The sequence below is a fragment of the Staphylococcus aureus genome, from assembly GCF_001027105.1.
Taxonomy (GTDB): Bacteria; Bacillota; Bacilli; order Staphylococcales; family Staphylococcaceae; genus Staphylococcus; species Staphylococcus aureus.
The window spans coordinates 608,824-632,812 of sequence record NZ_CP011526.1 but is presented as its reverse complement, the minus strand read 5'-3'; the positions used below and the strand labels follow the sequence as shown (position 1 = coordinate 632,812).

Annotated in this window: 26 protein-coding genes and 2 pseudogenes; 2 read left to right on the top strand and 26 right to left on the bottom strand. The window is 29.9% G+C overall.

All coding sequences use genetic code 11. The features are described from left to right. Positions 1-94: 94 nt before the first annotated feature. Both AA076_RS03035 and sarA read left to right on the top strand, forming a co-directional pair. Positions 95-1,024: a DMT family transporter gene (locus AA076_RS03035; protein WP_001553862.1), complete on the top strand. Its 930-nt coding sequence runs from the start codon at positions 95-97 to the stop codon at positions 1,022-1,024. Between the two features lie 947 nt (positions 1,025-1,971). Continuing rightward, entirely contained in the window at positions 1,972-2,346 is a 375-nt protein-coding gene (gene sarA, locus AA076_RS03030; RefSeq protein ID WP_001018677.1) for a global transcriptional regulator SarA, read from the top strand. A 250-nt stretch (positions 2,347-2,596) separates the two neighbouring features. Here the strand turns inward: sarA and AA076_RS03025 are convergent, their stop codons facing one another. The 26 genes and pseudogenes from AA076_RS03025 to AA076_RS14480 all read right to left on the bottom strand — a co-directional run bounded on the left by AA076_RS03025 (position 2,597) and on the right by AA076_RS14480 (position 23,949). Continuing rightward, entirely contained in the window at positions 2,597-3,385 is a 789-nt protein-coding gene (locus tag AA076_RS03025; RefSeq protein WP_001045421.1) for an alpha/beta fold hydrolase, read from the bottom strand. A gap of 168 nt (positions 3,386-3,553) precedes the next feature. After that, complete coding sequence (locus AA076_RS03020; RefSeq protein WP_001222133.1) at positions 3,554-4,270, bottom strand: hypothetical protein; 717 nt, start codon at positions 4,268-4,270, stop codon at positions 3,554-3,556. A gap of 161 nt (positions 4,271-4,431) precedes the next feature. Then, positions 4,432-4,938, bottom strand: coding sequence for an SA0570 family protein (locus tag AA076_RS03015; protein WP_000735558.1), 507 nt, complete (start codon positions 4,936-4,938; stop codon positions 4,432-4,434). Between the two features lie 135 nt (positions 4,939-5,073). Continuing rightward, positions 5,074-5,874, bottom strand: a complete 801-nt coding sequence (locus AA076_RS03010) for an alpha/beta fold hydrolase (RefSeq protein WP_000362967.1) — start codon at positions 5,872-5,874, stop codon at positions 5,074-5,076. Then, positions 5,858-6,577 carry an HAD family hydrolase gene (locus AA076_RS03005; protein WP_000365354.1) on the bottom strand — a complete coding sequence of 240 codons (720 nt, stop codon included), beginning with the start codon at positions 6,575-6,577 and terminating at the stop codon, positions 5,858-5,860. Before AA076_RS03005 ends, AA076_RS03010 begins: the two co-directional genes overlap by 17 nt. Positions 6,578-6,631: 54 nt before the next feature. Then, the gene (locus tag AA076_RS03000) at positions 6,632-7,582 is read right to left on the bottom strand and encodes a FecCD family ABC transporter permease (RefSeq protein WP_001790232.1); all 951 of its coding nucleotides are present in this window, start codon (positions 7,580-7,582) and stop codon (positions 6,632-6,634) included. 147 nt (positions 7,583-7,729) lie between these two features. Continuing rightward, positions 7,730-8,509, bottom strand: a pseudogene (locus tag AA076_RS02995) (ABC transporter substrate-binding protein); the annotation flags it as partial. Positions 8,510-8,995: 486 nt separating this feature from the next. Next, positions 8,996-9,631, bottom strand: a complete 636-nt coding sequence (locus tag AA076_RS02990; protein WP_000901764.1) for an endonuclease III domain-containing protein — start codon at positions 9,629-9,631, stop codon at positions 8,996-8,998. Positions 9,632-10,019: 388 nt separating this feature from the next. Then, positions 10,020-11,681 (bottom strand): arginine--tRNA ligase, encoded by a 1,662-nt coding sequence (gene argS, locus AA076_RS02985; protein ID WP_001021145.1) that lies wholly within the window; start codon positions 11,679-11,681, stop codon positions 10,020-10,022. Beyond that, a complete protein-coding gene (locus AA076_RS02980) occupies positions 11,678-12,094 on the bottom strand; it encodes a YwiB family protein (protein ID WP_000359086.1) in 417 nt (138 codons plus the stop codon). The genes argS and AA076_RS02980 overlap by 4 nt, the downstream gene beginning before the upstream one ends. A gap of 92 nt (positions 12,095-12,186) precedes the next feature. Further along, positions 12,187-12,294, bottom strand: coding sequence for a hypothetical protein (locus AA076_RS14490; RefSeq protein WP_000655099.1), 108 nt, complete (start codon positions 12,292-12,294; stop codon positions 12,187-12,189). A gap of 74 nt (positions 12,295-12,368) precedes the next feature. Beyond that, positions 12,369-13,379 (bottom strand): alcohol dehydrogenase AdhP, encoded by a 1,011-nt coding sequence (gene adhP, locus AA076_RS02970; RefSeq protein WP_001200748.1) that lies wholly within the window; start codon positions 13,377-13,379, stop codon positions 12,369-12,371. Between the two features lie 498 nt (positions 13,380-13,877). Beyond that, positions 13,878-14,399 (bottom strand): YwhD family protein, encoded by a 522-nt coding sequence (locus tag AA076_RS02965; RefSeq protein WP_001788287.1) that lies wholly within the window; start codon positions 14,397-14,399, stop codon positions 13,878-13,880. 27 nt (positions 14,400-14,426) lie between these two features. Then, positions 14,427-15,722: an HD domain-containing protein gene (locus AA076_RS02960; protein WP_000180230.1), complete on the bottom strand. Its 1,296-nt coding sequence runs from the start codon at positions 15,720-15,722 to the stop codon at positions 14,427-14,429. Between the two features lie 39 nt (positions 15,723-15,761). Further along, entirely contained in the window at positions 15,762-16,238 is a 477-nt protein-coding gene (locus tag AA076_RS02955) for a GNAT family N-acetyltransferase (protein WP_000477504.1), read from the bottom strand. Between the two features lie 168 nt (positions 16,239-16,406). Further along, on the bottom strand, positions 16,407-16,943 hold the full coding sequence (locus tag AA076_RS02950) for a flavodoxin family protein (RefSeq protein WP_000633782.1): 537 nt from the start codon (positions 16,941-16,943) through the stop codon (positions 16,407-16,409). Between the two features lie 210 nt (positions 16,944-17,153). After that, positions 17,154-18,092 carry an aldo/keto reductase gene (locus AA076_RS02945; protein ID WP_000808902.1) on the bottom strand — a complete coding sequence of 313 codons (939 nt, stop codon included), beginning with the start codon at positions 18,090-18,092 and terminating at the stop codon, positions 17,154-17,156. A gap of 269 nt (positions 18,093-18,361) precedes the next feature. Continuing rightward, on the bottom strand, positions 18,362-18,988 hold the full coding sequence (locus AA076_RS02940; RefSeq protein WP_000923044.1) for a DUF443 domain-containing protein: 627 nt from the start codon (positions 18,986-18,988) through the stop codon (positions 18,362-18,364). After that, positions 18,989-19,206 (bottom strand): annotated as a pseudogene (locus AA076_RS02935) (T7SS effector LXG polymorphic toxin); the annotation flags it as partial. It abuts the gene before it with no gap. A gap of 16 nt (positions 19,207-19,222) precedes the next feature. Further along, positions 19,223-19,858 carry a DUF443 domain-containing protein gene (locus tag AA076_RS02930; RefSeq protein ID WP_000882123.1) on the bottom strand — a complete coding sequence of 212 codons (636 nt, stop codon included), beginning with the start codon at positions 19,856-19,858 and terminating at the stop codon, positions 19,223-19,225. A gap of 36 nt (positions 19,859-19,894) precedes the next feature. Further along, entirely contained in the window at positions 19,895-20,536 is a 642-nt protein-coding gene (locus AA076_RS02925; RefSeq protein ID WP_000882182.1) for a DUF443 family protein, read from the bottom strand. A 123-nt stretch (positions 20,537-20,659) separates the two neighbouring features. After that, positions 20,660-21,289 carry a DUF443 domain-containing protein gene (locus AA076_RS02920; RefSeq protein ID WP_000923036.1) on the bottom strand — a complete coding sequence of 210 codons (630 nt, stop codon included), beginning with the start codon at positions 21,287-21,289 and terminating at the stop codon, positions 20,660-20,662. Positions 21,290-21,741: 452 nt separating this feature from the next. Continuing rightward, entirely contained in the window at positions 21,742-22,371 is a 630-nt protein-coding gene (locus AA076_RS02915) for a DUF443 family protein (RefSeq protein ID WP_000882138.1), read from the bottom strand. A 46-nt stretch (positions 22,372-22,417) separates the two neighbouring features. Beyond that, positions 22,418-23,059 (bottom strand): DUF443 domain-containing protein, encoded by a 642-nt coding sequence (locus AA076_RS02910; protein WP_001793603.1) that lies wholly within the window; start codon positions 23,057-23,059, stop codon positions 22,418-22,420. A 130-nt stretch (positions 23,060-23,189) separates the two neighbouring features. Continuing rightward, positions 23,190-23,810, bottom strand: coding sequence for a DUF443 family protein (locus AA076_RS02905; protein ID WP_000882085.1), 621 nt, complete (start codon positions 23,808-23,810; stop codon positions 23,190-23,192). A gap of 22 nt (positions 23,811-23,832) precedes the next feature. Beyond that, complete coding sequence (locus AA076_RS14480; RefSeq protein ID WP_001788281.1) at positions 23,833-23,949, bottom strand: hypothetical protein; 117 nt, start codon at positions 23,947-23,949, stop codon at positions 23,833-23,835. Between the last annotated feature and the right edge of the window lie 40 nt (positions 23,950-23,989).

The following is a 23,989-nucleotide window of genomic DNA, read 5'->3' as shown; positions in this document are numbered from 1 at the left end:
CAACATTATTGTAAATGAGTTGTATATTTTCTCTATAATGATAATGTAAATATATGATTTTATTATTAACTTTGGAAAGTGAGACTTTATTCATATGCTTCTTTTCTATATCATTGGTGTCCTAGTTGGAATGCTTATTCCTATCCAAACATCTGTCAATTCAAGACTATCACTGTATACTAAATCGCCTTTCTATACTTCATTCATTTCATTTTCAGTTGGAACAATTTGTTTAATTATTTTAAATATCATTATCAATCCAGAAGTATTTACTATTCACTTTTACAATAATCAATCATTTAACTACACATGGGTAGTCGGTGGTTTGCTTGGGGTTAGCTTTTTAACTGGCAATTTATTGTTATTGCCAAAATTAGGTGCAACATTAACTGTAATTGCAACAGTTGCGGGTCAAATTATTATGGGTGTCATTATTGATACATTTGGATTATTTGGCGCTACAATTCATGATTTTAATTTAATTAAAGCAATTGGAGTATTGTTACTCATTGTCGGCATCGTCATAATGAATCAATTTAACAAGAATAATTTATTACTAACTGATCAAAAGTATTTACTGTTTTGGCTTCTATTAGGATTTATTTTTGGTTTCTTTCCACCTATTCAAACGACAATTAATAGTGCTTTAGCTAGTCATACTCATTCACCAGCCTTTGCATCATTAGTATCATTTACAATTGGGTCAATAGCGCTATTGATTTTAACCGCTATTTTTAATCGTTCTTTAAAACTAAAAACAAGTCATTTAAAATTCGGTAAATTAAAGCCTATCTATTTTACTGGCGGTATACTTGGCATGGCTTTTGTAACAGCTAACATTATCTTAATGCCTCATATGGGTGCAGCATTAACAACACTTATTGGGATGTTTGGCCAGATTCTAATGGGCATATTGATAGATCACTTTGGATTATTTGGTTCACCTAAAATAGCAATGACATCCAGAAAAACTATTGGTCTATTATGTATTTTGACAGGCATTATACTTTTAAGATTATTTTAAATTAACTTTTAGCTTATCATTTTAACTTGTAATTATTTTTAAAAGTGATAAGCTATTTTTTTGTGGTCTAAAAATCTTTAGAAAAGCGTTGATTTGGGTAGTATGCTTTGACACAACAAATTTTAATTTAGCAAATTCGATAGTCAACTCATTCTTAAGACCTAAATTAATGTTATTTTTTAATAATTTACACCAAATTAATAGCAAAAATTATGTTATTCGTGCTAATATTTCATAGTTGGTTATTCAATTAATTAAAAATAAGTCAAAATGCACAACTTTTTATAATTCATTGAGTCGAGTTTGAAAAATAAAAGTGCTTTAATGCATGATCAATTATCGTACTTTCTATTATTTGTTACCCGTTATCAATCGGAATAACGTATAGACACTTTAACGTGCTATAGATTGGTTTTAATCACTAAATTAATGTGTTTTTCTTATCATTAAAACTGCACTGAGAATTACTAAATTAAAAAAATTATAAAAATTTTTCATTTTTAGTGATAAAATTCTGAAAAATGGGTATAAATAGTAGAAGAAGTTAACTTGGAAGAGTTAAGCTATAACAAAGAATCTCTTTAGACACACATTGAATATCGAAACATTTAATTGCGCTAAATCGTTTCATTAAATAAATTACCTTGTATTGTCGATTAAATTAAGGTAAATTATAAAAAATGCTGATATTTTTGACTAAACCAAATGCTAACCCAGAAATACAATCACTGTGTCTAATGAATAATTTGTTTTATAAACACTTTTTTGTTTACTTCTCATTTTTAATTAGTTATAATTAACTAAATAATAGAGCATTAAATATATTTAATAAAACTTATTTAATGCAAAATTATGACTAACATATCTATAATAAATAAAGATTAGATATCAATATATTATCGGGCAAATGTATCGAGCAAGATGCATCAAATAGGGAGGTTTTAAACATGGCAATTACAAAAATCAATGATTGCTTTGAGTTGTTATCAATGGTCACTTATGCTGACAAATTAAAAAGTTTAATTAAAAAGGAATTTTCAATTAGCTTTGAAGAATTCGCTGTATTGACATACATCAGCGAAAACAAAGAGAAAGAATACTATCTTAAAGATATTATTAATCATTTAAACTACAAACAACCACAAGTTGTTAAAGCAGTTAAAATTTTATCTCAAGAAGATTACTTCGATAAAAAACGTAATGAGCATGATGAAAGAACTGTATTAATTCTTGTTAATGCACAACAACGTAAAAAAATCGAATCATTATTGAGTCGAGTAAATAAACGAATCACTGAAGCAAACAACGAAATTGAACTATAATTTTGTTTAGCGCAATTTGGTGAAGTTTGATAGATGATACATTCTATTAAACTTCCTTTTTTTATGCTCTTTTTACCTAATTGTTAAGAGGTTTTGCACTAATGGCACTTAATATAAGGAAGATAGCCGCATAACGAGCAGTATATATCAAATACATTTCAAAAAAAGCTGATTTCTATCAAATAATGAATAGTAATCAGCTTTTTCACATTGCCTAAGGACTTTATGCCCTAGGTTTATATATCACATATTATGATACGCTTTTTAAAAATTTTAAATAATAATTCATAAATGCTTCTGGTTCTTCAATATGCGGTGCATGTCCTGAATGTTCGAAGATTTTTTTCGTAACATTTAAAAAATGCGCTTCCAATTTAAAATGATTCTTATCTTTAATCAAAGGATCATGTTCCCCATTAATTAACAAAGTAGGTACACATGTACGTTTTTTTAAATACATAGGTTCATCTTTATGCAAAATTAATGAACGAATTGCCACCGCACTATCATCCTCAGACTTAATGCTATATATTCTTTGTTTTTGATACCATTTCATCGTCTTCTCTTGATTTCTAAACAATTTAGAAAATAAAAGAATATACGCTTCAGACTTATTAAAACCCGCTATATCATCTTGATATTGTATTAACAATTGAGTAAAGCTGTGTATTAAGTCATCTTTCTTCGATGCAATGGTAGTTAATGATTTTACACGATAAGCATATTTATCTGTAAATAACTTAGCAACTACCCCACCTAAATCATGTCCTAGAATATGTGCCTCATGAATATTTAACTTCTCCATTAGAATTTTTAAATCCTCAACGTGATCGTTTAAATCGTATGATTCACTTTTAGAAGACTTGCCATGACCTCTTAAATCGTAAGTAAGTACTTTATATGATGATGCTAGTTGATGTTGCAAATCTTCAAATCCAGCTAAATTACCATCCAATCCATGAAGTAATATTATAGGATCCCCTTTACCTTCAATTTGATAAGTTAATTGGATTTGAGGATTAATTGTGACTTTATTCATTGTGACACCTCCCTCAATAAACTATATACCCAACCTTCATTCTATATACGCTTCCATTTTATAAACAATTTTTTTAAATTATTTATAAATTACCAAAAGTTATTCCAACAATAAAAAAACTATTCATCTCAATTAATACAATTAATCAAGTGAATAGTTTTATCATATTTATAATCTTGTACGTGAAGATAATCTAATTGTGAAATATATAACTAGAACTACTAATAATATCCATATAATTAATGAAAAAATCTGGGCTGATTGTGGATTATGAATCATTGCATCGACGGTTTTTTGACAAAATAATAACCCGATTCCCGAAAACTCAAGTCGCTTATAAAATATGCCGGCAATTACTAAAATAATACCAATGAAAAAGAAAAATTGATGTCCAAAATTTGTAATTGGTATAACGCCCCAAGTAATATTAAATGCTTGTAATATAATTAATAACAAGGATATGATAGCGATAATTGTACCCATAATCATTTCTATTTTATTACTACGCAAGTAATTCTTTTGAGACACCCTTAGGTATACAACAATAGTCATTGGAAAAATCACTAAACAATAAAATAGACTCATTCCAGTAATAGCTTGAAACTGAACATACTGTTTATCATATAAATAGGATATGAGAATGAAGTTTATAATAAAGAAAATAACTGGATTCATTTGTAAAGCAAACAAATTCCTTTGAATCATTAATATGATTTGTGCTGGAGATTTTCTTTTATATTCAATATAATCTTGATCTTTCTTTTCAGAATTTTTTATATCAGTAATTACTTTCTCTTTAATATCATCAATCAAATGCGGTGATAAACCTTTATGATTAAAGTAATCTTCTATATTTTCTAGTAAAATTTTATCGTTAATACGCATTGGTAGTACTCCTTTAAAATGAAACATCTTTATTTATTGTATTGGTTTAATTTCCCCTTCGCAAATCATAAAAATTAATATTCACTGTATTATGCCATGTAATAAAATAACCGACAAGTATTGCGATTTAACTTGTCGGTTAAGCACGATTAATTTAATTATTATTTTTCCAAATCAATACGATATAATTTTATGTTTTTATCTTTTGGTGCTGAGGCAAATTGATAAGTCGTTTTGCCTTTTTCAATATATCCAAAATTACCAGCAACTTTGCTATATTCCGTATGTGTTACTGCTTTGCCAACATAATTTTTAACAGCTTGATATGTTGGACCATTAGCATCATTATACATCATTGAAATATGAGTTACTTTACCATTGTTTTTCTTACCATCAGTAGTTACTAATAACATACCTTTTTTAGTATGGAATTCGTAATAATGTTCAGTTCCATCTTCATTGTAAGAATACATCGGATTTTTGTACTTAGTTAAAACATCTTTAATAGATTCGCCAATTTTCACATTTTCTAATGACTGATCACCCTTAATTAATTGTTTAACAGTATCAATAGAGTTGCCACTTGCTGCTTCGGCACTAGTGTTCACTAAGCCTACTCCCATTACAACAGAACATGCAATTATACTTGCCGTTAGTAGCTTTTTCATAAGCACTCTCTCCTTTTATTTATATCGTCTTGTGCTCACAACCATTATACAACAATCATTTCTAAAACAACAGTCATATTACAATTATATTACAAATAATAATTACTACTTTTATATTTCACTTATCACTAAAAATTAAACATGCTTTTCATCGTGATGTTTGTTGATAAATGCAGCTGTATCTTCGACGAATCTTTCTTGCTCTTCAACAAATGGGAATGCACTTGATTCTTGATATACTTCAAAGTCCGCATTTTGGATTAAATCAGCTACTTCTTTAGCTTCTAATCTTGTTGTTCTTTCACCGAATTCTCCTGCAATAATTTTTGTCGGTACTACGACATTTCTATAAGTTTGAGAAATATCAGCGTTTTTGAATACCTCTTTAACTGCTTGAATTTCTTCTTTAGTTGATATTTCATTTGTATCTACGACATGTTTGAGGAATCGATTCATTTTTCTCGGACGATAATACTTACGCTTATTTAAAAATTTATCTTGTTTTTCAGGATCCCAGTTTCGAATAATATGGGCATATTTTCTAAATAAACGTTCTTCCGGTAATTCACCTTCAATAGATGTTGGATTTACCAACGTAAGTGATGATGTAAATTCAGGATAACGTACTGAAATATCCGCACCAATGATTCCACCCATTTCATGGCATACAAATGCAACTTCTTCAATATATAAATATTTAAGTAATTCAACAATGTCATCAGAAAAATCTTTTATTTCAATGTGACGAGGTTTATCAGAATAGCCATGTCCACGTAAATCAATTAACACAACTTGAAATGATTTTGCTAATTCTGCTGCTAATTTATTAAACACAGAATAATTATCAAGTACAGTATGAATCAATACGATAGGATAGCCTTCACCTAATGTACTGTAATGTATCGATGTTCCATCTTTTCTAGTAAATAGATCCATAATTTTCTCCTTTATTATCATTTTTTATTGGTAAAATGGTTAATAATTCTTCCACTGTTGTAATTGTAAAATCAACTTCTTCTTCGAGTGGTTCAATTTCAGCATCTTCTTGTTTATACCATACACTAACCATGCCCATAGCTCGTGCTGGAGCTACATCATTTAACGCATCATCGCCAACATACATAATTTGCTCAGGTAATACCCCTAGTTGATCAATCATATCTTCAAAAATTTTAGGATGTGGTTTACGAAAACCAACTGTTTCTGATGTTGATAAATAATTAATAACATGCATCAAACCAAGTGAATGTAATCGAAATTGTTTAATCTTAGATTTACCATTTGCGATAACACCAATTTGAAAGCCTTTTTGCGATAGCTTTTCTAGTGTATACAAAGTATCGTAATAAGGAAATACATAACGATAAAAATGCATTTCAAAATCATTAAATAAGTCTTTCCAAGTTAACCTATCTACATGGAAACGTTTAATGATTTCTTTATATAAATCAGGTTTATCATTATCTTCATCGTCATCTAGCTCAATAAATGCTTTTTTAAAATCTGCCAGTTGAACATGAATTAAGTAGTCATGAAATCGTTCATATTGCTCTTCGATAAATTTCTCTCGAGATTTAACTCTGTCCAACAACGTACCTTCTAAATCAAATACAACTGCTTTAATTTGATTCAAATCCATCGCTTATGCCCTCTTTATGTTTATAGTTATTTTTATTTTAGCAAATGTCGTGTGCTAGTGTAACCGTTTCGACTGAGATATTAGCATGTAAAATAACACTGGTATACCAATTAATGCAATGATAATACTTGCCGGTATTTGTACTGGTGACAATATATGGCTACCAATAAAATCTGCCATAACCATTATTTGTCCTCCAGTTACAATATTTAAAGCCAATTGTCTTCCTAATGATTGTTTCCACTGCCATTTTCTAATGAGTTGCGGTATCACCATACCAATGAATCCAATGATGCCAACATATGCGACATTTATCGCCGTTATCATAGAAGCTATACATAACGCGATATATGTAATCAATTGAACATTTAAGCCTAGTGACTGACTTTTTAGTTCTCCTAATTGCAATAACTTTAGTTGATTAAGAATGATAAATATACCAAACAATGCAATGATAAATGTGATTGCTATTATAGATACATTTGAGTATTCTGCATCACCAAAACCACCAAACAGATAATTGGCAATTGTATTTAATTTGCGAGGTTTTAATAAAATCAAAAAATATAGAAGTGAATTGAATAACGCACCAATCATTAAACCACTTAATATTAAGATTCTAACTGGATAGCCTTGGCTCAATACCGACGTAATGACTAATACAGTTATTAATGTTATCAAACTAAATGTTATTGAAAATACAGGAATCCATAACGTTGTTAAACCTAAAAATAATGCTAATCCTGAACCAAATGTAGCGCCGCTTGCCAATCCTAATGTAAAGCTATCTGCCAATGCATTATTTAAAACTGTTTGAAATATAAGGCCTGCAACAGTTAATATCATACCTGTCAACAATGCTTCTAATAATCTCGGTAATCTAACATTGATTAAAATAGACTGGTTAAATACATCATTGATATCGCCCAACTGCCAAAATAGATATATGCTAGTTGTTATAATCAATATGACTATCCAGCTCAATAATACTTTATTAAATGTCATAGCATTCTCTTTTCTTTCATCGATAATTACATTCATTATAGCAATCACATACTCGCGTTGCTATCATTCACTAAATATATTTTAAAAACCCCTTATCTCAAACATGTATTTTTTACATGTAGCAATAAGGGGCATAATTAGAATGGTTTATTTTCTATAAATTGCATCTCTTAATTCTTTTAATCCTTCATCAATACGTGGACCTGGTCTTGATACTTCATCACCATTTACAACTTCAATACGTGTATTCTTGACAGCATTAATTTTATTGAATCCACCTCTTTTTTTGATGATATCCATATAATCTGATCTTGTCTTAGCTTCCGTCGAAATTAATATATCTGGGTTCTTTTTAATAATACTTTCCTTCGTTACAGGGTTCCAACCATTAATGTCACTATACACATTTTGGGCTTCTAATTTTTCTAACATATCATTAAAAAATGTATGCTTCCCTGCTGTATATATTTCAGGCTTTGATGAAACCTCAATAAATACTTTTGATTTTTTATGATGAGCAGGAATTGAATCTATGACTTTATCGATATTATCTTTAGTTTCCTCAACAAGTTGTTCAGCCTGCTTATCATGATGCGTTAATTTCCCAATTTGCTTAAATGTGTTGTAAGTTTCATCAATTGATTGTGCATCTTTAACATACACTACTTTGATGCCTTGTTTCTCTAATGATGACAATACTTTATTAGCAGTTGCCTTTTGCGACTCATGCGCAAGAATTAGATCTGGCTTTGCCTTTAAAAGTTCCTCTTTATTTAGATTCAAAGCATCAAATTGTTTCTTACCCTTTTTCACATCTTTTGGATAATCATCAACCGTTGAAACACCAACTATGTATTTACCTAATCCTAATTCATATAAAATTTCAGTATTACTAGGCATTAACGAAACAATTCTATGGTACGGCGATTTAGACGAGCCATTATCATTGCTACCTTGTTTATCATTATCTTTCATACCACAGCCACTCAGGACAAGCATAAAAATCAAAATAAAAGCAATTAACGATTTCTTCACACTATCACATCTCCTTTTTAATCCCACTTTTCGCTTTAGCGATTAGAGGGATTTATGCAGTTGTGCGGTAGCATCCAACTGCGTTCCTCTTCATCTTTAGCGATTAGAGGCTTTTATGCAGTTGTGCCTTAGCATCCAACTGCGTTCCTCTTCACCTTTAGTGATTAGAGGCTTTTATGCAGTTGCTGCACAAACAACTGTATTCCTTTACTCCCCTTGAGCTTTAGCGATTAGGGGCTCTTATGCAGTTGCTGCACAAACAAACAACTGTTTTTTTCTTTATATGCTTCTATTTATTATATAAGTCCACATACTAAAAGAAAATAGTAAATTATTTTTTATATTTCATATAAACTCATCTATCTAACTTCACAGCGTTTACTTTTTAAAGTAAGGTTCTAAAAAATCATAATTCTTTATATCTTTGTCTCTAAAGTAATGTTTACCAAATACATCTAACAGAGCATGAAATTCATTAGCATCTTGATTTGTAAAATGATTTGGTAATGTGACTACTTTTTTTAATTGATCATAATTTTTAGTGTTTTCATATCCTAATTTATCATATATTTTTCTTGTATAGCTATCTGGAATAAATTCAATACGTCCGAATATATAAACAAGTAAGACATCTGCTGTTTCACTTCCAATACCTTTCAAAGATAATAATTCTTTTCTTAATCCACCTTTATATCGCTCATTAATCTCTTGATAATTGAAATGATGTCGTGCTAACCATGTTAATAATGTTTTAATCGTCAGTGATTTACTTTTATAAAAGCCACTTGAATGTATCAATGATTGTAACGTTTCAATAGGTAGTTCTAATATATGATTTGGATTAAAATGCGTATGTTCTTTAATCTGATTCAATGCAATTTCTGCATTTCGCCATCTAGTATTTTGAACTAAAATTGCACCTAACATCATTTCAATGTCATTATCAGCAGGCCACCAAAATTGTGGTCCGAGATGTTCATATAAAACTTTATATAATTCATCAGTTCCTAACATTTACACCCTCCATTTTAGAGGGAGTGGGACAGAAATGATATTATCGTAAAATTTATTTCGTCGTCCCACCCCAACTTGCATTGTCTGTAGAAATTGGGAATCCAATTTCTCTTTGTTGGGGCCCCGCCGGCAAGGTTGACTAGAATTGAAAAAAGCTTGTTACAAGCGAATTTTCGTTCAGTCAACTACTGCCATTATAACTTTGTAGAGCATAGAACATTGATTTATGTCTCAGGCTCTCTTATGCAGTTGTGCAGAGCATCCAACTGTGTTCCTCTTAACCTTATTCACATACTAAGCATTCCCCAATATGTCACATACCTAAAAAAAACACTCCAACACAAAGTATCTTTCGAGAAACTCTACGTTGGAGTGTATATAAATGTTCTTACATTGATTCAGGTGCGCTTACACCGACCATTGCCAATGCATTTTTCAATGTAATTCTGACCGCTTCAATCATAGCAACATGTGCTTTTGTTTTTTCAATATCATCTGTTAACACTTTTTCAGCATTATAGAATTTATGGAAATGAGAAGCTAAATCTTGAATATAATTAGTAATTCTATGTGCCGATCTATGCTCAGCAGCACTTTCAATTGTAGGTTCGAAATCAGCTACTTTTTTCAACAATTCAATCGCTTTTTCATTAGTAATCGTTGTAAAATCATTCGCAGCAGTCACTTCAATACCTTGCTCTTTCGCTTGTTTTAAAATTGAACAAATACGCGCATGTGCATATTGAGCATAGTAAACTGGATTGTCTTGAGATTGCTCTTTCGCTAATTCCATATCAAAATCAAAGTGACTATCAGGACTACGCATAGTTAAGAAATAACGTGCAGCGTCAACGCCAACTTCGTCCATAATTTCTCTTAATGTAATCGCATTACCAGTACGTTTACTCATCTTCACTTCTTTACCATTTTCCATTAAACGAACCATTTGCATGATTTGAATTTCTAAACGATTACTATCTACACCAAACGTTTCAAGAGATGCTTTCAAACGATTAATATAACCATGATGATCAGCACCAAATAAATCGATTAAAATGTCATTACCACGTTTTACTTTATCGAAGTGGTACGCAATATCTGGTAAGAAATACGTATATGTACCGTCATTTTTAATTAATACTCTGTCTTTGTCGTCTTTAAAATCAGTTGTACGTAACCATGTAGCGCCATCAGCTTCATACGTATAACCTAATTCTTTCATTTTTGCTAAAACTTCAAGAATTTCTCCTTTTTCATATAAAGATGTTTCACTAAACCAATTATCAAAATGCGTATTGAACTCTGCTAAATCATTTTTCAATTTAGCCATTTCGTATTCTACGCCTAATTTTCTAAATTCTTTCAAACGTGCTTCTTCAGAATAATCTTTAATTTCAGGGTGTTTCTCTGCTAAATCTTTACCTATTTCAATAATATCTTTTCCATTATAGCCATCTTCTGGCATTGAATAACTATTGTCACCTAAAGCTTCAAAGAAACGTGTTTCAATCGAACGCGCTAAGTTAGTAATTTGATTACCAGCATCATTAATATAATATTCACGTGTTACATTATAGCCAGCTGCAGTTAAAATATTAGCTAAAGCATCACCAACTGCTGCATTTCTAGCATGACCAATATGTAAATCTCCTGTAGGGTTAGCTGAAACATACTCAAGCAATACATTTTGACCTTTTGATTCATTTACATGTCCAAATTGATCACCTTTTTCAATTGCTTCAGGAATAATTGCTGTTAAATACTGATTATCTAAGTAAAAATTAATGAATCCTGGACCAGCAATGTCAATTTGTTTTACATGTGCTTTTTCAGTATCTAAGTTATCAACAATCGCTTGAGCAATTTCACGAGGATTACGCTTTGCAATCTTAGTCAGTACCATCGCAATATTAGTAGCATAATCTCCATTTTTTGTATCTTTAGGAACTTCAATTTTAATATCAGGAATCTCATCTGCTAATCCTGCTTTGTTAATACTTGCTGCAATTTCTTCTACTAATGTTTGTTTCACTTGATCAATAATATTCATTCGCCTATCTCCTTATAGTTAATTTCATATTGATAAGAACCCATTTTTTCATTATCTTGATATAATTCATAATGAATCTTTAGCTTGCCACCGTCTCCACTTACGAAATGTAAAATGCGTAATGTTTTAACTTCTAGTGGAATTCGTCCAGCCGATATATCGTAAAAAGTTGTTGTCGTTTGTCCTTCAACAAAATGCAAATTCATATTAATGTCGCCTTTACGAATCAACTTAACGCTATCATCATCCACTTTTATTGTAACATTAACTGTTGCATCCTCAATTTGTTCTACATACCGAATAAAGTTAGATTGCCTTTGTTGCCAAGTTCCTTCAGTAGTAAATTCAAATTTTTCTTTTTCGTTGTGCTGTTTCAACACTTGCTTTGTTTGAATACTTACTTTTTTATCCAATTTACTACTCACCTTAATCTTCGCATAATAGAAATATTATAGCATAAAATAAGGTCATCTTGTTATGCCTTCTTAAAGCTAAATAGGTTCAATTAATTAACAATTCCATACTTAATCAACGCTTCATATATGTAAGCCATTTTATAAAATACAAACAACACCTCAAAACCAAAAAACACGAGATTTTCACTATCTTTCATGAAAACCTCGTGTTTGATTATAATGATAGTGTTCAGAGCACTACCTTCTTTATCTATATAGTCAGTTGATATTTTTAAAATTTAATAACCATTCTACCAGTTATAGTACCATTTTCCATTTCTTCAAAAATATCATTGATTTCTTCTAATTTTCTTAATTGAACTTTAGGTGTTACTTTATTTTCAGCAGCAAATTCAAACGCTTCACGTAAGTCTTGTCTTGTACCAACAAGTGAACCTACTACTTCAATACCATCAAGCACTAATCTTGGGATATCTAAGTTCATTTTATCAACAGGTAAACCAACGGCAACAACTCTTGCACCAGCTTTTACAACATCAACCGCTTGGTTAAATGGCGTCTTAGCAACTGAAGTTACCACTGTTGCATCTAATCCTTTGTTATCAGTTAATTTCATAACTTCTGCAACTGGATCAACATCTTTAGAATTAATAATAGCATCAGCACCTAATTCTTTCGCGAATGCTAATTTATCATCATTGATGTCGAAGGCAACAATTTTAGCCCCCATAACGTTTTTAGCATATTGTAAAGCTAGGTTACCTAAACCACCTATACCAAAAACACCTAACCATTGTCCAGGTTTTACATTACTTACTTTTACAGCTTTATAAGTTGTCACACCTGCGCATGTAATAGAAGACGCTGCTGCTGGATCTAATTTTTCAGGTACTTTCACAGCATAGTCTGCAGTAACAATAACTTGTTCAGCCATTGCACCATCTACTGTATAACCAGCATTTTTCACACTACGGCAAAGTGTTTCACGACCTGTTGTACAATATTCACATCTTCCACAGCTTTCGAACATCCAAGCGATAGACACACGGTCTCCAATTTTTAATGATTCTACATCTTCCGCAACTTCGATGACTTTACCAATACCTTCATGACCTAAAGTAACGCCTGTAACATCACCAAAATCAGCATTCTTAACATGTAAATCGGTATGACAAACGCCACAATATTCCGTTTGTACCAACGCTTCACCAGGTTTTAAAGCTCTTAACTTTTTGTCCTCAATACTTACTTTGTGATCTTTCGTTACAACTGCTGCTCTCATAATAATGTCCTCCTTATAGTCACTCCAGTATGTATGATATTAATTGGCTATTACTTTCAAAAAAGAAAACGAATAATTATAGATGTAATTTTTATTTGTAATAGACGCCAGATTAAAACATACTACTGTGACCTTGTTTTTAGTTAGATATCAACCGTTAACTTTTAACGTTTCCCTAGTTAATATGTTAAAAGAAATGACATAATCGATATGCTAACGTGTAATTTTTACTTCACATATATTTATTTAAAGATAATTTATAATACTCTTATCTTCACTCTTATTATAATGTGAATTAATTCACAAAGTATATAGCTATGATCAAAAAAATGTGTCAGTTATTCAAATTTTTTATTAACTACAGATTAATTTAATTTCAAAAAAATTAAAAAAACTCCCAATCAATCTAAGACATTATTTTCACCTCACGATTTACGTCGTCATTGAGAAATGAATCATATCTTTATAGATTAATTGGGAAATTTTAGTTTCTAATATTTAATTAAATGCTTGATGTAAAGCATCAGAAGAATGCTTCCACATACCTTCATCATGGTTCATTAAAAAGTCTTTTAAAATAGCTTTATTCTCGTCACCAATTTGATCTATGATAATATGATGTTTCATTGATTTATCCATCATATTAACATGTTCAGGCATACTTTTATAACCACGACGAATTGCTTTATTCACTAATAAATAGCACGCTGTTAAACCAGCGTAATATGGTCCTTGTTCATTACGTTCTGTTGTTACCCAACACAACCAATATTCTTTAGCTTCATCGCCTTCAACAGCAGCTTTATCAGTAATCCATTTCACACCTTTTTCAACTTTGGCACGAGCATGCATGCCTCCAATATCAATAAATGCTTCTTTGTTAGCAACATCGATAAAAACTGGTGCAATATTGTCTAAGCTAATTGAACCAATATTTGTACCTTTATGACCATCTAGAGGGTCATTTTTTATGATATTAAAATTAAAGCCTTTTTTCTCAGACAATGATATAACCTCCATATTTAACGATAACAATTTTAGCCCTGTTTAATTAAGCTCATTAATCAAATTTTCAATAGCTTCTCTAATTGTCTTATCTTTAATCTTTGCAACCATTTCTCTAGGATAATATAATTTATAGTCTTGGCGATTAATGCCTGTAATACTATGAATGACTAATGATTGATTGCTTATTTCTCTAATCGTACCATCTTGTCTTAATAAATGAATCGGTTTGCGATTTGACCCCGGTCGATCATAGTCATATGGCAAATCAGAAAATGCTTCACTCACAAAATAATAATCTGGATTAATACCACCTGCTTCAAACAGTTCTTGCAGTTCTGATATTGTAATAATTGAGCCATCAAATGGAATATATTTAAATAAGTCTCGATTAATAAATCGACTTGCTAAATCACTTAAAATAGCATCATCTTCTTTTGTCCATTTTTCCAAATAATACGTAACTACCGCTTCATCGAGTTCAACATATTGTTCAATCGTAACTGTCTCTTCAAAAAATGGAATAAAATCATGTGGATGCAACTTAAATTCATAGCCTTCATTATAAAGCTGTTTTGCGCGTTTCAAACAATTATTAAGCAGCACTTCTCCACCACGACTAACTGGGTGGAAGTAAATTTGCCAATACATTTGATAACGACTCATAATAAAGTTTTCAACTGCATGCATACCACTTTCTTTGATTAGTACTTCATCTTTAGAAGGTCGCATTAATCTTAAAATACGCTCCATATCAAAAGCACCATATGATACACCTGTGAAATACGCATCACGTTGTAAATAATCCATTCTATCCGCATCGATTTGTGACGAAATCATCGAAATGACCAATTTATTATGATGCGTTTTATTAATTACTTCCGCAACTTCTCTTGGAAACTCAGGCGCCACTTTACGTAATACAGCATTCACCTCAGTATCTCCAGTAATAATCGCTTGTGTGTATGCTTCATGGTCTGTATTAAATATTTTTTCAAAACTATGTGAAAATGGACCATGTCCTAAATCATGTAATAATGCAGCACATAATGCCAACGGTCTATCTTTATTGTCCCATGCATCATGACCAATAAATGACTCATCAATTAATCGTCTAACTATTTCATACACACCTAAAGAATGTCCAAAGCGACTATGTTCTGCTGTGTGAAAAGATAGGTACAGTGTTCCTAGTTGTCTAATTCGACGTAACCTTTGGAATTCCTTAGTTTTAATTAAATCCCATATCAATTGATCTTCAACATGAATATATCGATGTATCGGGTCTTTAAAAACTTTTTCTTCTACTAATTTTAAATCTACATATGCGTTAGTCATTATTCCCCTCCTTTTCGTTTAATATAATATTTAATTTACTTAAAATGCTTTGTACATAAGTGCTAAGTCTAACTTTTCGCCATACATTTCTGGCTCATAAGAGCGTAAGATTGTAAAACCTTGCTCTTTATAGTAAGCTACTGCTTCTTCATTTTTATTATCTACTTCTAAGTAAACACCTTCAAATTTATCTTCAAAACGTGATAATCCTTCATTTAACAATGCTGTACCATAACCTGTATGTTGCGATTCTGGTTTAACATAATGAGCTGATAAATATAATTCTTCACCGTAAATAAAGTTAGCAAAGCCAACGATGTCATTACCTTCTTCAACGACTAAGAATAATTGTTCTTGAAGTCTTTTCTTTAAATGATGTTCATTATATGAAGCTTCTAACAAGTGATTAACTGTTGTCGCAGCGTATATATTTAAGTATGTATTAAACCAAGCTTTAGTTGCGACATCTCTAATTTGAACAACATCTTTTTCAGTTGCTTGTCTTACCTTGAACATGACTTTCTCCCCTTATTAACAAGTTTTAATAACGGCATTATACCACAACTTGCTCAATACTTAATAAACAATGATTGTCTATTCAATTTATATATTTATATTTTCCGTTAAAATTAAAAATAAAAAATAACGAAGCAAAAAATCACTTCGTTTAGTATGAGGTATGTCTTATTGCAATATACTATTCCACTCAGTTGCACGTGCTAAGGCATAGTTGTCTTTCATGATGTCACCAGGCTTTTCAGCAGTTCCAATAATATAACCATTTAAAGTGGCACCTAAAAAGTCTAAACTATATTTCATTTGCGTAATTGCTGGCTTCGCTTTTATTTTTGGACAATCTCCACCAACTAAAATAACTCTAAAATCCTTTTCGGCCATTTGTGCCTTAAAATTAGGATATCGTTTATCTTGTAATGTTTCTGACCAATGTTCGATAAATGCTTTCAATGGTGCTGAAATGCTATACCAATACACTGGTGATGCAAAAATAATTGTATCACTAGCCAATATTTTATCTAGAATCGGCAAATAGTCATCGTCATATGAAGTAATAGTCTCTGCTGTATGTCTCACGTCACGTATCGGTTTAAACTGATGTTGTGTCACGTCAATCCATTGATACTCTAAATCTTGCAAAGCGAATTTTGTTAATTGTGCAGTATTACCGTTTGGTCTACTCCCACCAAACAAAACAGTAATCATTTTAGCCTAACCTCACTTTTGATTAATAAATATCTGTGTTTTTCGTTACCTAATTATACTATCATAAGCTTTGCCTACCGAATAGTAAAACGCTTACAACTTTTATATAAATTTGACGAAATTTCGTCATGCCTTATATAACGTCGTTTGTGATACGGGGCTAATTCATGATGAAATTAGATACATATATCACCATTAAATACAATTCATTTAGTCTTCAATCGGAAACAGTTCATCGATATATTGAATCTCATCATCTGATAAAACGATATCTGCAGCTTTAATATTTTCAACGACTTGTTCTGCACGTTTTGCACCAGGAATAATCACATCGATAGCTGGTCTCGTTAAATAAAATGCTAATACAATGTTCGCAATTGAAGTTTGATGTGCTGCAGCTATGCTTTCCAAAGCTTTTACGCGACGCACATTTTCTTCAAATACACCTGGTTTAAAATCACGACGTGTAGTACGATGGTCACTAAATTTAGTGTTCTCATCATATTTTCCAGCTAAAATACCGGATGCTAATGGGAAATATGGAATAAATGTGATTTGGTGATCAACACAATATTGTAATACTGCCTCATTTTCGCGATGCAATAAATTATATTCTAACTGTACAACATCAACGTAACCATCTTTATTTGCTTCTTTAAGTTGATCTAATGTGAAATTTGATACACCAATTGCTTTAATCTTCCCTTGTTCCTTAAGCTCTTGTAATGCTGCAACTGCTTGATCTTTCGGAGTGTTGTTATCCGGAAAATGAATATAATATAAATCGATATAATCAGTTTGTAGACGTTTCAAACTATTCTCAACTTGTTGTTTTAAATATTCCGGTTGATTGTTCTGATGTACTTCTTGATTTTCATCAAATTCATGAGACCCTTTCGTAGCAATTTTAATTTGCTCTCGCGGATATTCTTTAACAACTTCTCCAACCAATTCTTCTGATCGTTCTGGCCCATAAATATATGCCGTATCTAATAAATTAATACCATGATTAATGGCTTGACGAACAACATCTTTTCCTTGTTCTTCATCTAAGTTCGGATATAAATTATGCCCACCTACTGCGTTCGTCCCAAGTGCGATTGGAAACACTTCAACATCAGATTTACCTAAGTTTACAAATTGCTTCATTAGACCCAGCTCCTTATCTTTATAACTTTTCCACTATCACACTATCATGATTTAATACAACTTCCAAATGTTAGAATTAGAGCTTGAATTTAAGCGGTGTAATAGGAAAACGTTATATAAAACTCAGTTAAAATAAGTATTGCTTAAATTGATATGCATATAGCGCGATTGCTCGTTGACCTTTAAATTACATGTACTTTTGAATCAGAAATTGAAAAACATTTAAGAACGACAATATTAAAGCCATTGCAAATTTAATTTGGTAATTTCTATTGGTTTTTAAGTATGACATGAATGTTTTTATCTATAATTAAAGCTATATTAACTAGAAAAAAACCCATTATAACTGCAATCCAAACAAAATATACTATTATGTTTTGATAACTCATTGATAATAGTGCATCTAGGAATAGCATAGTCAATCCGCCAAATAAAATATATCCAAATAATGTGAAACAAACATTTTTTAGTGTAGGTATTAAAAAAATTTTTGACCTTTTATTTTTAGTATTATAAATATTTAAAGATGATTTTTTAATTAGGCGTACATAAAATATTAAAATCCCTATAAATGTGATGCAACATATGGCAATAACTAATTTTTTATCAAGTTGAATGTCAAGTAAATGTGTATATTTTCTTAATGCAACTCCCAGCAAAGCAGAGCTACCTGCAACTGGCCAAAAAACATTCTTTTTAGCAGGTTTAACAATATTTAAGTTTTCAAACTCTTCTCTACTAATTTTGACGTATTCTTTTGGGATGAACCAATTAATAAAAGGAAAAAATAAACTAATCCAAGTGCTTATTATATCGACCATTAAGTATTCATCATTATATTTAATAATTCTATATTTTGGGTTTTTATTGATGATTTTAGATTCGCATAGCAACATTTACCAGCTCCATTTCTTAGGGCTTATATGATTAGAAATACTTTTTGAAGCTTCACCATGACATTTTCAACACCATCTACTGTTTTTTCTGCAGATTTTTCTACAGCATCTATACCAACGTCTAGTTTATGTCCTATCCAATCGTTTTTATCTTTTATTCCAAATTCATTTTTTTGATTGGTCCAATATACAAGTATTGCCGAAATAGAACCTGCAGTAAATCCAGCTAAACCATCATTTTTCCACCGTGTTAGTTTTAGATAATACATAAATTTTTTTGTCAATAATCGATGACATGTTTAACAGAAAGAAACCTGCAGTCATTACCAACCAACCAATAAAGCCTATTATATTTTGAGGATTTAAAGTTAATAACATACTTAGAGCCATTATTGAAAGACCGCCAAATAAAAAATAATAAAATATTGTGAAACAAAAGTTTTTTAATGAAGGAAATAAAATTATTTTCCCTTTACTAGAGTTATTATTATAAATTTCCAACCTTAGCTTACGATTCAGAAATAAAAAAAGTATTAAAACACCCAGAAATATTGCACAACATATTACAATCACCATGTTTTTCTCTAATTGAATATTAAGTGAAGGAATATATTTTCTAAACGTAACTCCGAACAAAATAGTACTACCTGCAACTGGCCAAAAAGCTTTATTTTTAACAGGTTTGACAATGTTTAAATCGTCAAATTCTTTTTTACTGATTTTGACATATTTTTTTGGAATTAACCAATTAATCATAGGAAGAAATAAAGTTAACCAGGTACTTACTAAATCAATCATTAAATATTCATCACCATATTTAATAACTCTATACTTAGGATTTTTGTTGATAACTTTAGATTCACATAGCAATATTTATCACTACCATTCCTTTGTTTATTATTCCTATTAAAACTTTTCAATTCCATTTGATTTAAATAATACATGAACTTTATTGTCATATAGTGAGCACATATTTAAAAATAAGAAAAACAAAAATATTACAAACAAAGTTATAAATAATATTATATTTTGAACTTCAATCGTCAATAACATATAAATAGTAAAGAATGAACCACCACCTAAATAAATATATAAAACTATTGATAAACAAAGACTCTTTAAAGTGGGAAATATGATTATCTTATTGCTTTTATTTTTGTTTTCATTATAGATTTGTAACTTTAACTTTTGATTTAAATATAAAAAAAACAGAAAAATACCTAGTATTATGATGCAACAAATTAAAATTACTATACTATATTCATATTTAACGATAAATAAATGGGAATACCTTCTTAACATAACACCAAATAAGACCGTACTTCCTGCCACTGGCCAAAAAGAATTGATTTTAGCTGTCTTCACAATGTTTAAAGTTTCAAAATCTTTTTCGCTGATTTTGACGTACTTTTTTGGAATCAGCCAATTAATCATTGGGAAAAAGAGTGCTAACCATGTACTTACTAAATCAATCATCAAATATTCATCTTTGTATTTGATAATTCTATATTTGGGATTCTTATTAATATTTTCAGTTTCACAAAGCAATGTCTCCACTTCTTTTCAATTGGTTTTATATTGATACACTTTCATATACATTAGAAGTCATTTAAATTCTACTAGCGTCTTAAAAGGATTGTGTCGACAACATTTAGAATATTTTAAATGTAATCAATTATTTTTCATTATAACGCGAACTTTTTCATTACCTATCGAAGTCATATTTAACAAAAAGAAAAGCATTGTCATCATAATCCAATAAATAAATATTATTATATTTTGAGGTTCGATTGTCATAAGGGCAATTAATGAAAATATTGAAAAACTTCCAGCGAAAATATATCCGAAAACTAAAAAACAGCCAAGTTTAAACGTTGGTATTAATATAACTCTCTTATTTTTTTCAATATTTGTATCAAACACTTTTAACTTAAGCTTTCTATTTAAGTTAAAATAAAAAACTATAACACAAATTAAAGCGAGAGCACACAATATCATTACAACTAGCTTATCTAATTGAACATCAAAAACATGTATGTATTTCCTTAAAGTAACTCCAAACAAAACCGAACTTCCTATAACTGACCAGAAAACATTATTTTTATTTGGTTTAACAACATTTAAATTTTCAAATTCTTCTTCGCTAATTATCGCGTACTTTTTTGGAATGAACCAATTAATGAAAGGAAAAAAGTACACGAACCAAGTGCTTACTAAATCGACTAATAAGTATTCACCGTTATGTTGAATGACTTTGTATTTCGGATTTTTATAAATGACTCTGACATCGCAAAGCAACATTTACCACTCCCGTTTCATTAGTTTTAAATGATCCCCAATACTTTTTGTACCTTCACCAACTATCGTTCCAACACTATCTACAGCTTTTTCTGTGGTATTTTTAAACAGCGTCTATTTAATGTCTTATCCAATTAGTTTTATCTCTTAATCCAAATTTATTAGTATGAAAAGTCCAATTTTTAAGAATTGTCTAAACAGATTCCGCAACAAAACCAGCTAAAACCGTCCATACTATTGGATTAAAAACGCCAATGTTATAAGAGCTATCATACAAAATAACACGCTCTATATTTCATTTTTAAATTAAAACAGTTTTTTCCTTTATCAATCACAATGGGCATTTTCACTTGGTATATTCAAACATTACTATCTATTTTCCTGATTTAAGATATGATTATATTTTTTTGAACCACCGTTTAAATATGCGATACTACCAATTTCGATCATTTTTACTACTCGTTTATTCTTAAAATAACATGAACATTTTTATTACCTATCGAAGCCATATTCACTAAAAAGAAAAACATCGTGATAATAACCCAAGTTAAAAATATTATTATATTTTGTGACTCTGTCGTCAAAAGAATGGTTAAAGTAAATATTGAAGCGCTTCCTAAAAAAAAGTACGCAAAAACTATTAACAATCCTTGTTTGAAAGTCGGTATTAATACAACTCTATTCTTATTAACCACGTTGGTATTAAAAATTTTTAATGTTAATTTTTTATTTAGATAAAAATAAAAAATTAACATCCCTATTAACATGATAAAAAATACAGTGATTGCTAGTTGTTTTTCAAACTGAACATTAAAGAAGTTACCGTACTTTCTCAATATAATTCCAAATAGAACTGAACTTCCTGCAACCGGCCAAAAAACATTATTTTTAACAGGCTCGACTATATTTAACCTTTCAAATTCATTTTCGCTAATTTTTGCGTATTTTTTGGGCAAAAACCAATTAATCATAGGGAAAAAATAAGTAATCCAAGTACTTACTAAATCGACCATGAAATATTCATTATTATATCTAATAACTCGATATTTAGGATTTTTATAAATTTGTCTAGATTCACAAAGCACTGTTTACCACCCCTAATTAACAATTGAAAACTAACTAAATTTGTAACTATTTATTAGACTTTAAGAATATATGTACTTTTTTATCTATAATTGAATGCATATTCATAAACATAAATAGCATAGTCATGAAAAGCCAAGAAACATATAAGATTAAATTTTGCACATTTTCAAATACCAACAAGTAAAATGCCCCATAAGACATGAAACCAGTAAATAGGTAATAAAAAATTGTGAAACAAATATTTTTAAAGGAGGGTAATAATCTTAATTTAAGTTCATTATTTTTACTTTCATTATAAATATTTAATGTTAATTTCTTATTTAGATAACAATAAAAAAATATAATCTCTAAAAACCCAATGAAACAGCTGCTCCAAACAATTAGTTCTTCTAATTGAAAATCAAATAAATAAGTATTTCTTCTTACAGTACCACCAAGTAACACAATACCCGCGAATATGGTCCATCCTATCGATTTATTTTTAACTGGTTTGACAATATTTAATTTTTCATAATCATTCTTAGTGATTTTGACATATGTTTTCGGTATGAGCCAGTTAATAAATGGAAAGAAGAAGACAATCCAATTACTTGCCAAATCAATCATTAAATATTCACTATCGTATTTGATTATTCGATATTTAGGGTTTTTATTAATAACTTTAGATTCGCAAAGCAATGTCTCCACATCCCTTTAATTTTATGTGTAATACATTTTTCGATACTTCAAAAGACATTCAAATACTATCAAGTTACTGTCATCAAAGGTTTTATTAACTGATATTTTCATATTTTTAATCTGAATTTAGTACTTTCACTTAATTTTTAAGTATGACATGAATGTTTTTATCTATAATTAAAGCTATATTCACTAGAAAAAAACCCATTATTGCTGTAATCCAAGCAAAATATACTATTATGTTTTGATAACTCATTGATAATAGAGCATATGAGAAAATCACTGTCCATAAAATAAAAAAAGCATATCTAAACAATGTTAAACAAAAATTTTTTAGTGTTGGTATTAAGATAATTTTTGACCTTTTATTTTTAGTATTATAAATATTTAAAGATGATTTTTTAATTAGGCGTACATAAAATGTTAAAATCCCTATAAATGTGATACAACATATAGCAATAACTAATTTTCTATCAAGTTGAGTGTCAAGTAAATGTGTATACTTTCTTAATGTAACTGCGAATAAAGTAGAGATACCTGCAACTGGCCAAAAAACATTCTTTTTAGCAGGTTTCACAATATTTAAATTTTCAAACTCTTCTCTACTAATTTTGACGTATCTTTTGGGGATGAACCAATTAATAAAAGGAAAAAACAAACTAATCCAAGTGCTTATTATATCGATCATTAAGTACTCATCATTATATTTAATAATTCTATATTTGGGGTTTTTATTGATGATTTTAGATTCGCATAGCATTGATTATCAATCCCACCTTATTCTAATTATTTTTTATTTGAAGCGTGGCTAACATAATATAATTAGTTATTAATTCACTTTTTATAACTTTGGCTGTTTTATTTCCCTGTTCTAAGATAGCTCCTCGATTTAAAATCATTGCTTTTTATGAACCAACATTTAAGTATCCGATACTACCT

Bases quoted from the DNA above. Each gene is read 5' to 3' on its own strand.
- AA076_RS03035 (WP_001553862.1), top strand. From the start codon at position 95: ATGCTTCTTTTCTATATCATTGGTGTCCTAGTTGGAATGCTTATTCCT.
- sarA (WP_001018677.1), top strand. From the start codon at position 1,972: ATGGCAATTACAAAAATCAATGATTGCTTTGAGTTGTTATCAATGGTC.
- AA076_RS03025 (WP_001045421.1), bottom strand. From the start codon at position 3,385: ATGAATAAAGTCACAATTAATCCTCAAATCCAATTAACTTATCAAATT.
- AA076_RS03020 (WP_001222133.1), bottom strand. From the start codon at position 4,270: ATGCGTATTAACGATAAAATTTTACTAGAAAATATAGAAGATTACTTT.
- AA076_RS03015 (WP_000735558.1), bottom strand. From the start codon at position 4,938: ATGAAAAAGCTACTAACGGCAAGTATAATTGCATGTTCTGTTGTAATG.
- AA076_RS03010 (WP_000362967.1), bottom strand. From the start codon at position 5,874: ATGGATCTATTTACTAGAAAAGATGGAACATCGATACATTACAGTACA.
- AA076_RS03005 (WP_000365354.1), bottom strand. From the start codon at position 6,577: ATGGATTTGAATCAAATTAAAGCAGTTGTATTTGATTTAGAAGGTACG.
- AA076_RS03000 (WP_001790232.1), bottom strand. From the start codon at position 7,582: ATGACATTTAATAAAGTATTATTGAGCTGGATAGTCATATTGATTATA.
- AA076_RS02990 (WP_000901764.1), bottom strand. From the start codon at position 9,631: ATGTTAGGAACTGATGAATTATATAAAGTTTTATATGAACATCTCGGA.
- argS (WP_001021145.1), bottom strand. From the start codon at position 11,681: ATGAATATTATTGATCAAGTGAAACAAACATTAGTAGAAGAAATTGCA.
- AA076_RS14490 (WP_000655099.1), bottom strand. From the start codon at position 12,294: ATGAAAGATAGTGAAAATCTCGTGTTTTTTGGTTTTGAGGTGTTGTTT.
- adhP (WP_001200748.1), bottom strand. From the start codon at position 13,379: ATGAGAGCAGCAGTTGTAACGAAAGATCACAAAGTAAGTATTGAGGAC.
- AA076_RS02965 (WP_001788287.1), bottom strand. From the start codon at position 14,399: ATGGAGGTTATATCATTGTCTGAGAAAAAAGGCTTTAATTTTAATATC.
- AA076_RS02960 (WP_000180230.1), bottom strand. From the start codon at position 15,722: ATGACTAACGCATATGTAGATTTAAAATTAGTAGAAGAAAAAGTTTTT.
- AA076_RS02955 (WP_000477504.1), bottom strand. From the start codon at position 16,238: ATGTTCAAGGTAAGACAAGCAACTGAAAAAGATGTTGTTCAAATTAGA.
- AA076_RS02950 (WP_000633782.1), bottom strand. From the start codon at position 16,943: ATGATTACTGTTTTGTTTGGTGGGAGTAGACCAAACGGTAATACTGCA.
- AA076_RS02945 (WP_000808902.1), bottom strand. From the start codon at position 18,092: ATGAAGCAATTTGTAAACTTAGGTAAATCTGATGTTGAAGTGTTTCCA.
- AA076_RS02940 (WP_000923044.1), bottom strand. From the start codon at position 18,988: ATGTTGCTATGCGAATCTAAAATCATCAATAAAAACCCAAAATATAGA.
- AA076_RS02920 (WP_000923036.1), bottom strand. From the start codon at position 21,289: ATGTTGCTTTGCGATGTCAGAGTCATTTATAAAAATCCGAAATACAAA.
- AA076_RS02905 (WP_000882085.1), bottom strand. From the start codon at position 23,810: ATGCTATGCGAATCTAAAATCATCAATAAAAACCCCAAATATAGAATT.
- AA076_RS14480 (WP_001788281.1), bottom strand. From the start codon at position 23,949: ATGATTTTAAATCGAGGAGCTATCTTAGAACAGGGAAATAAAACAGCC.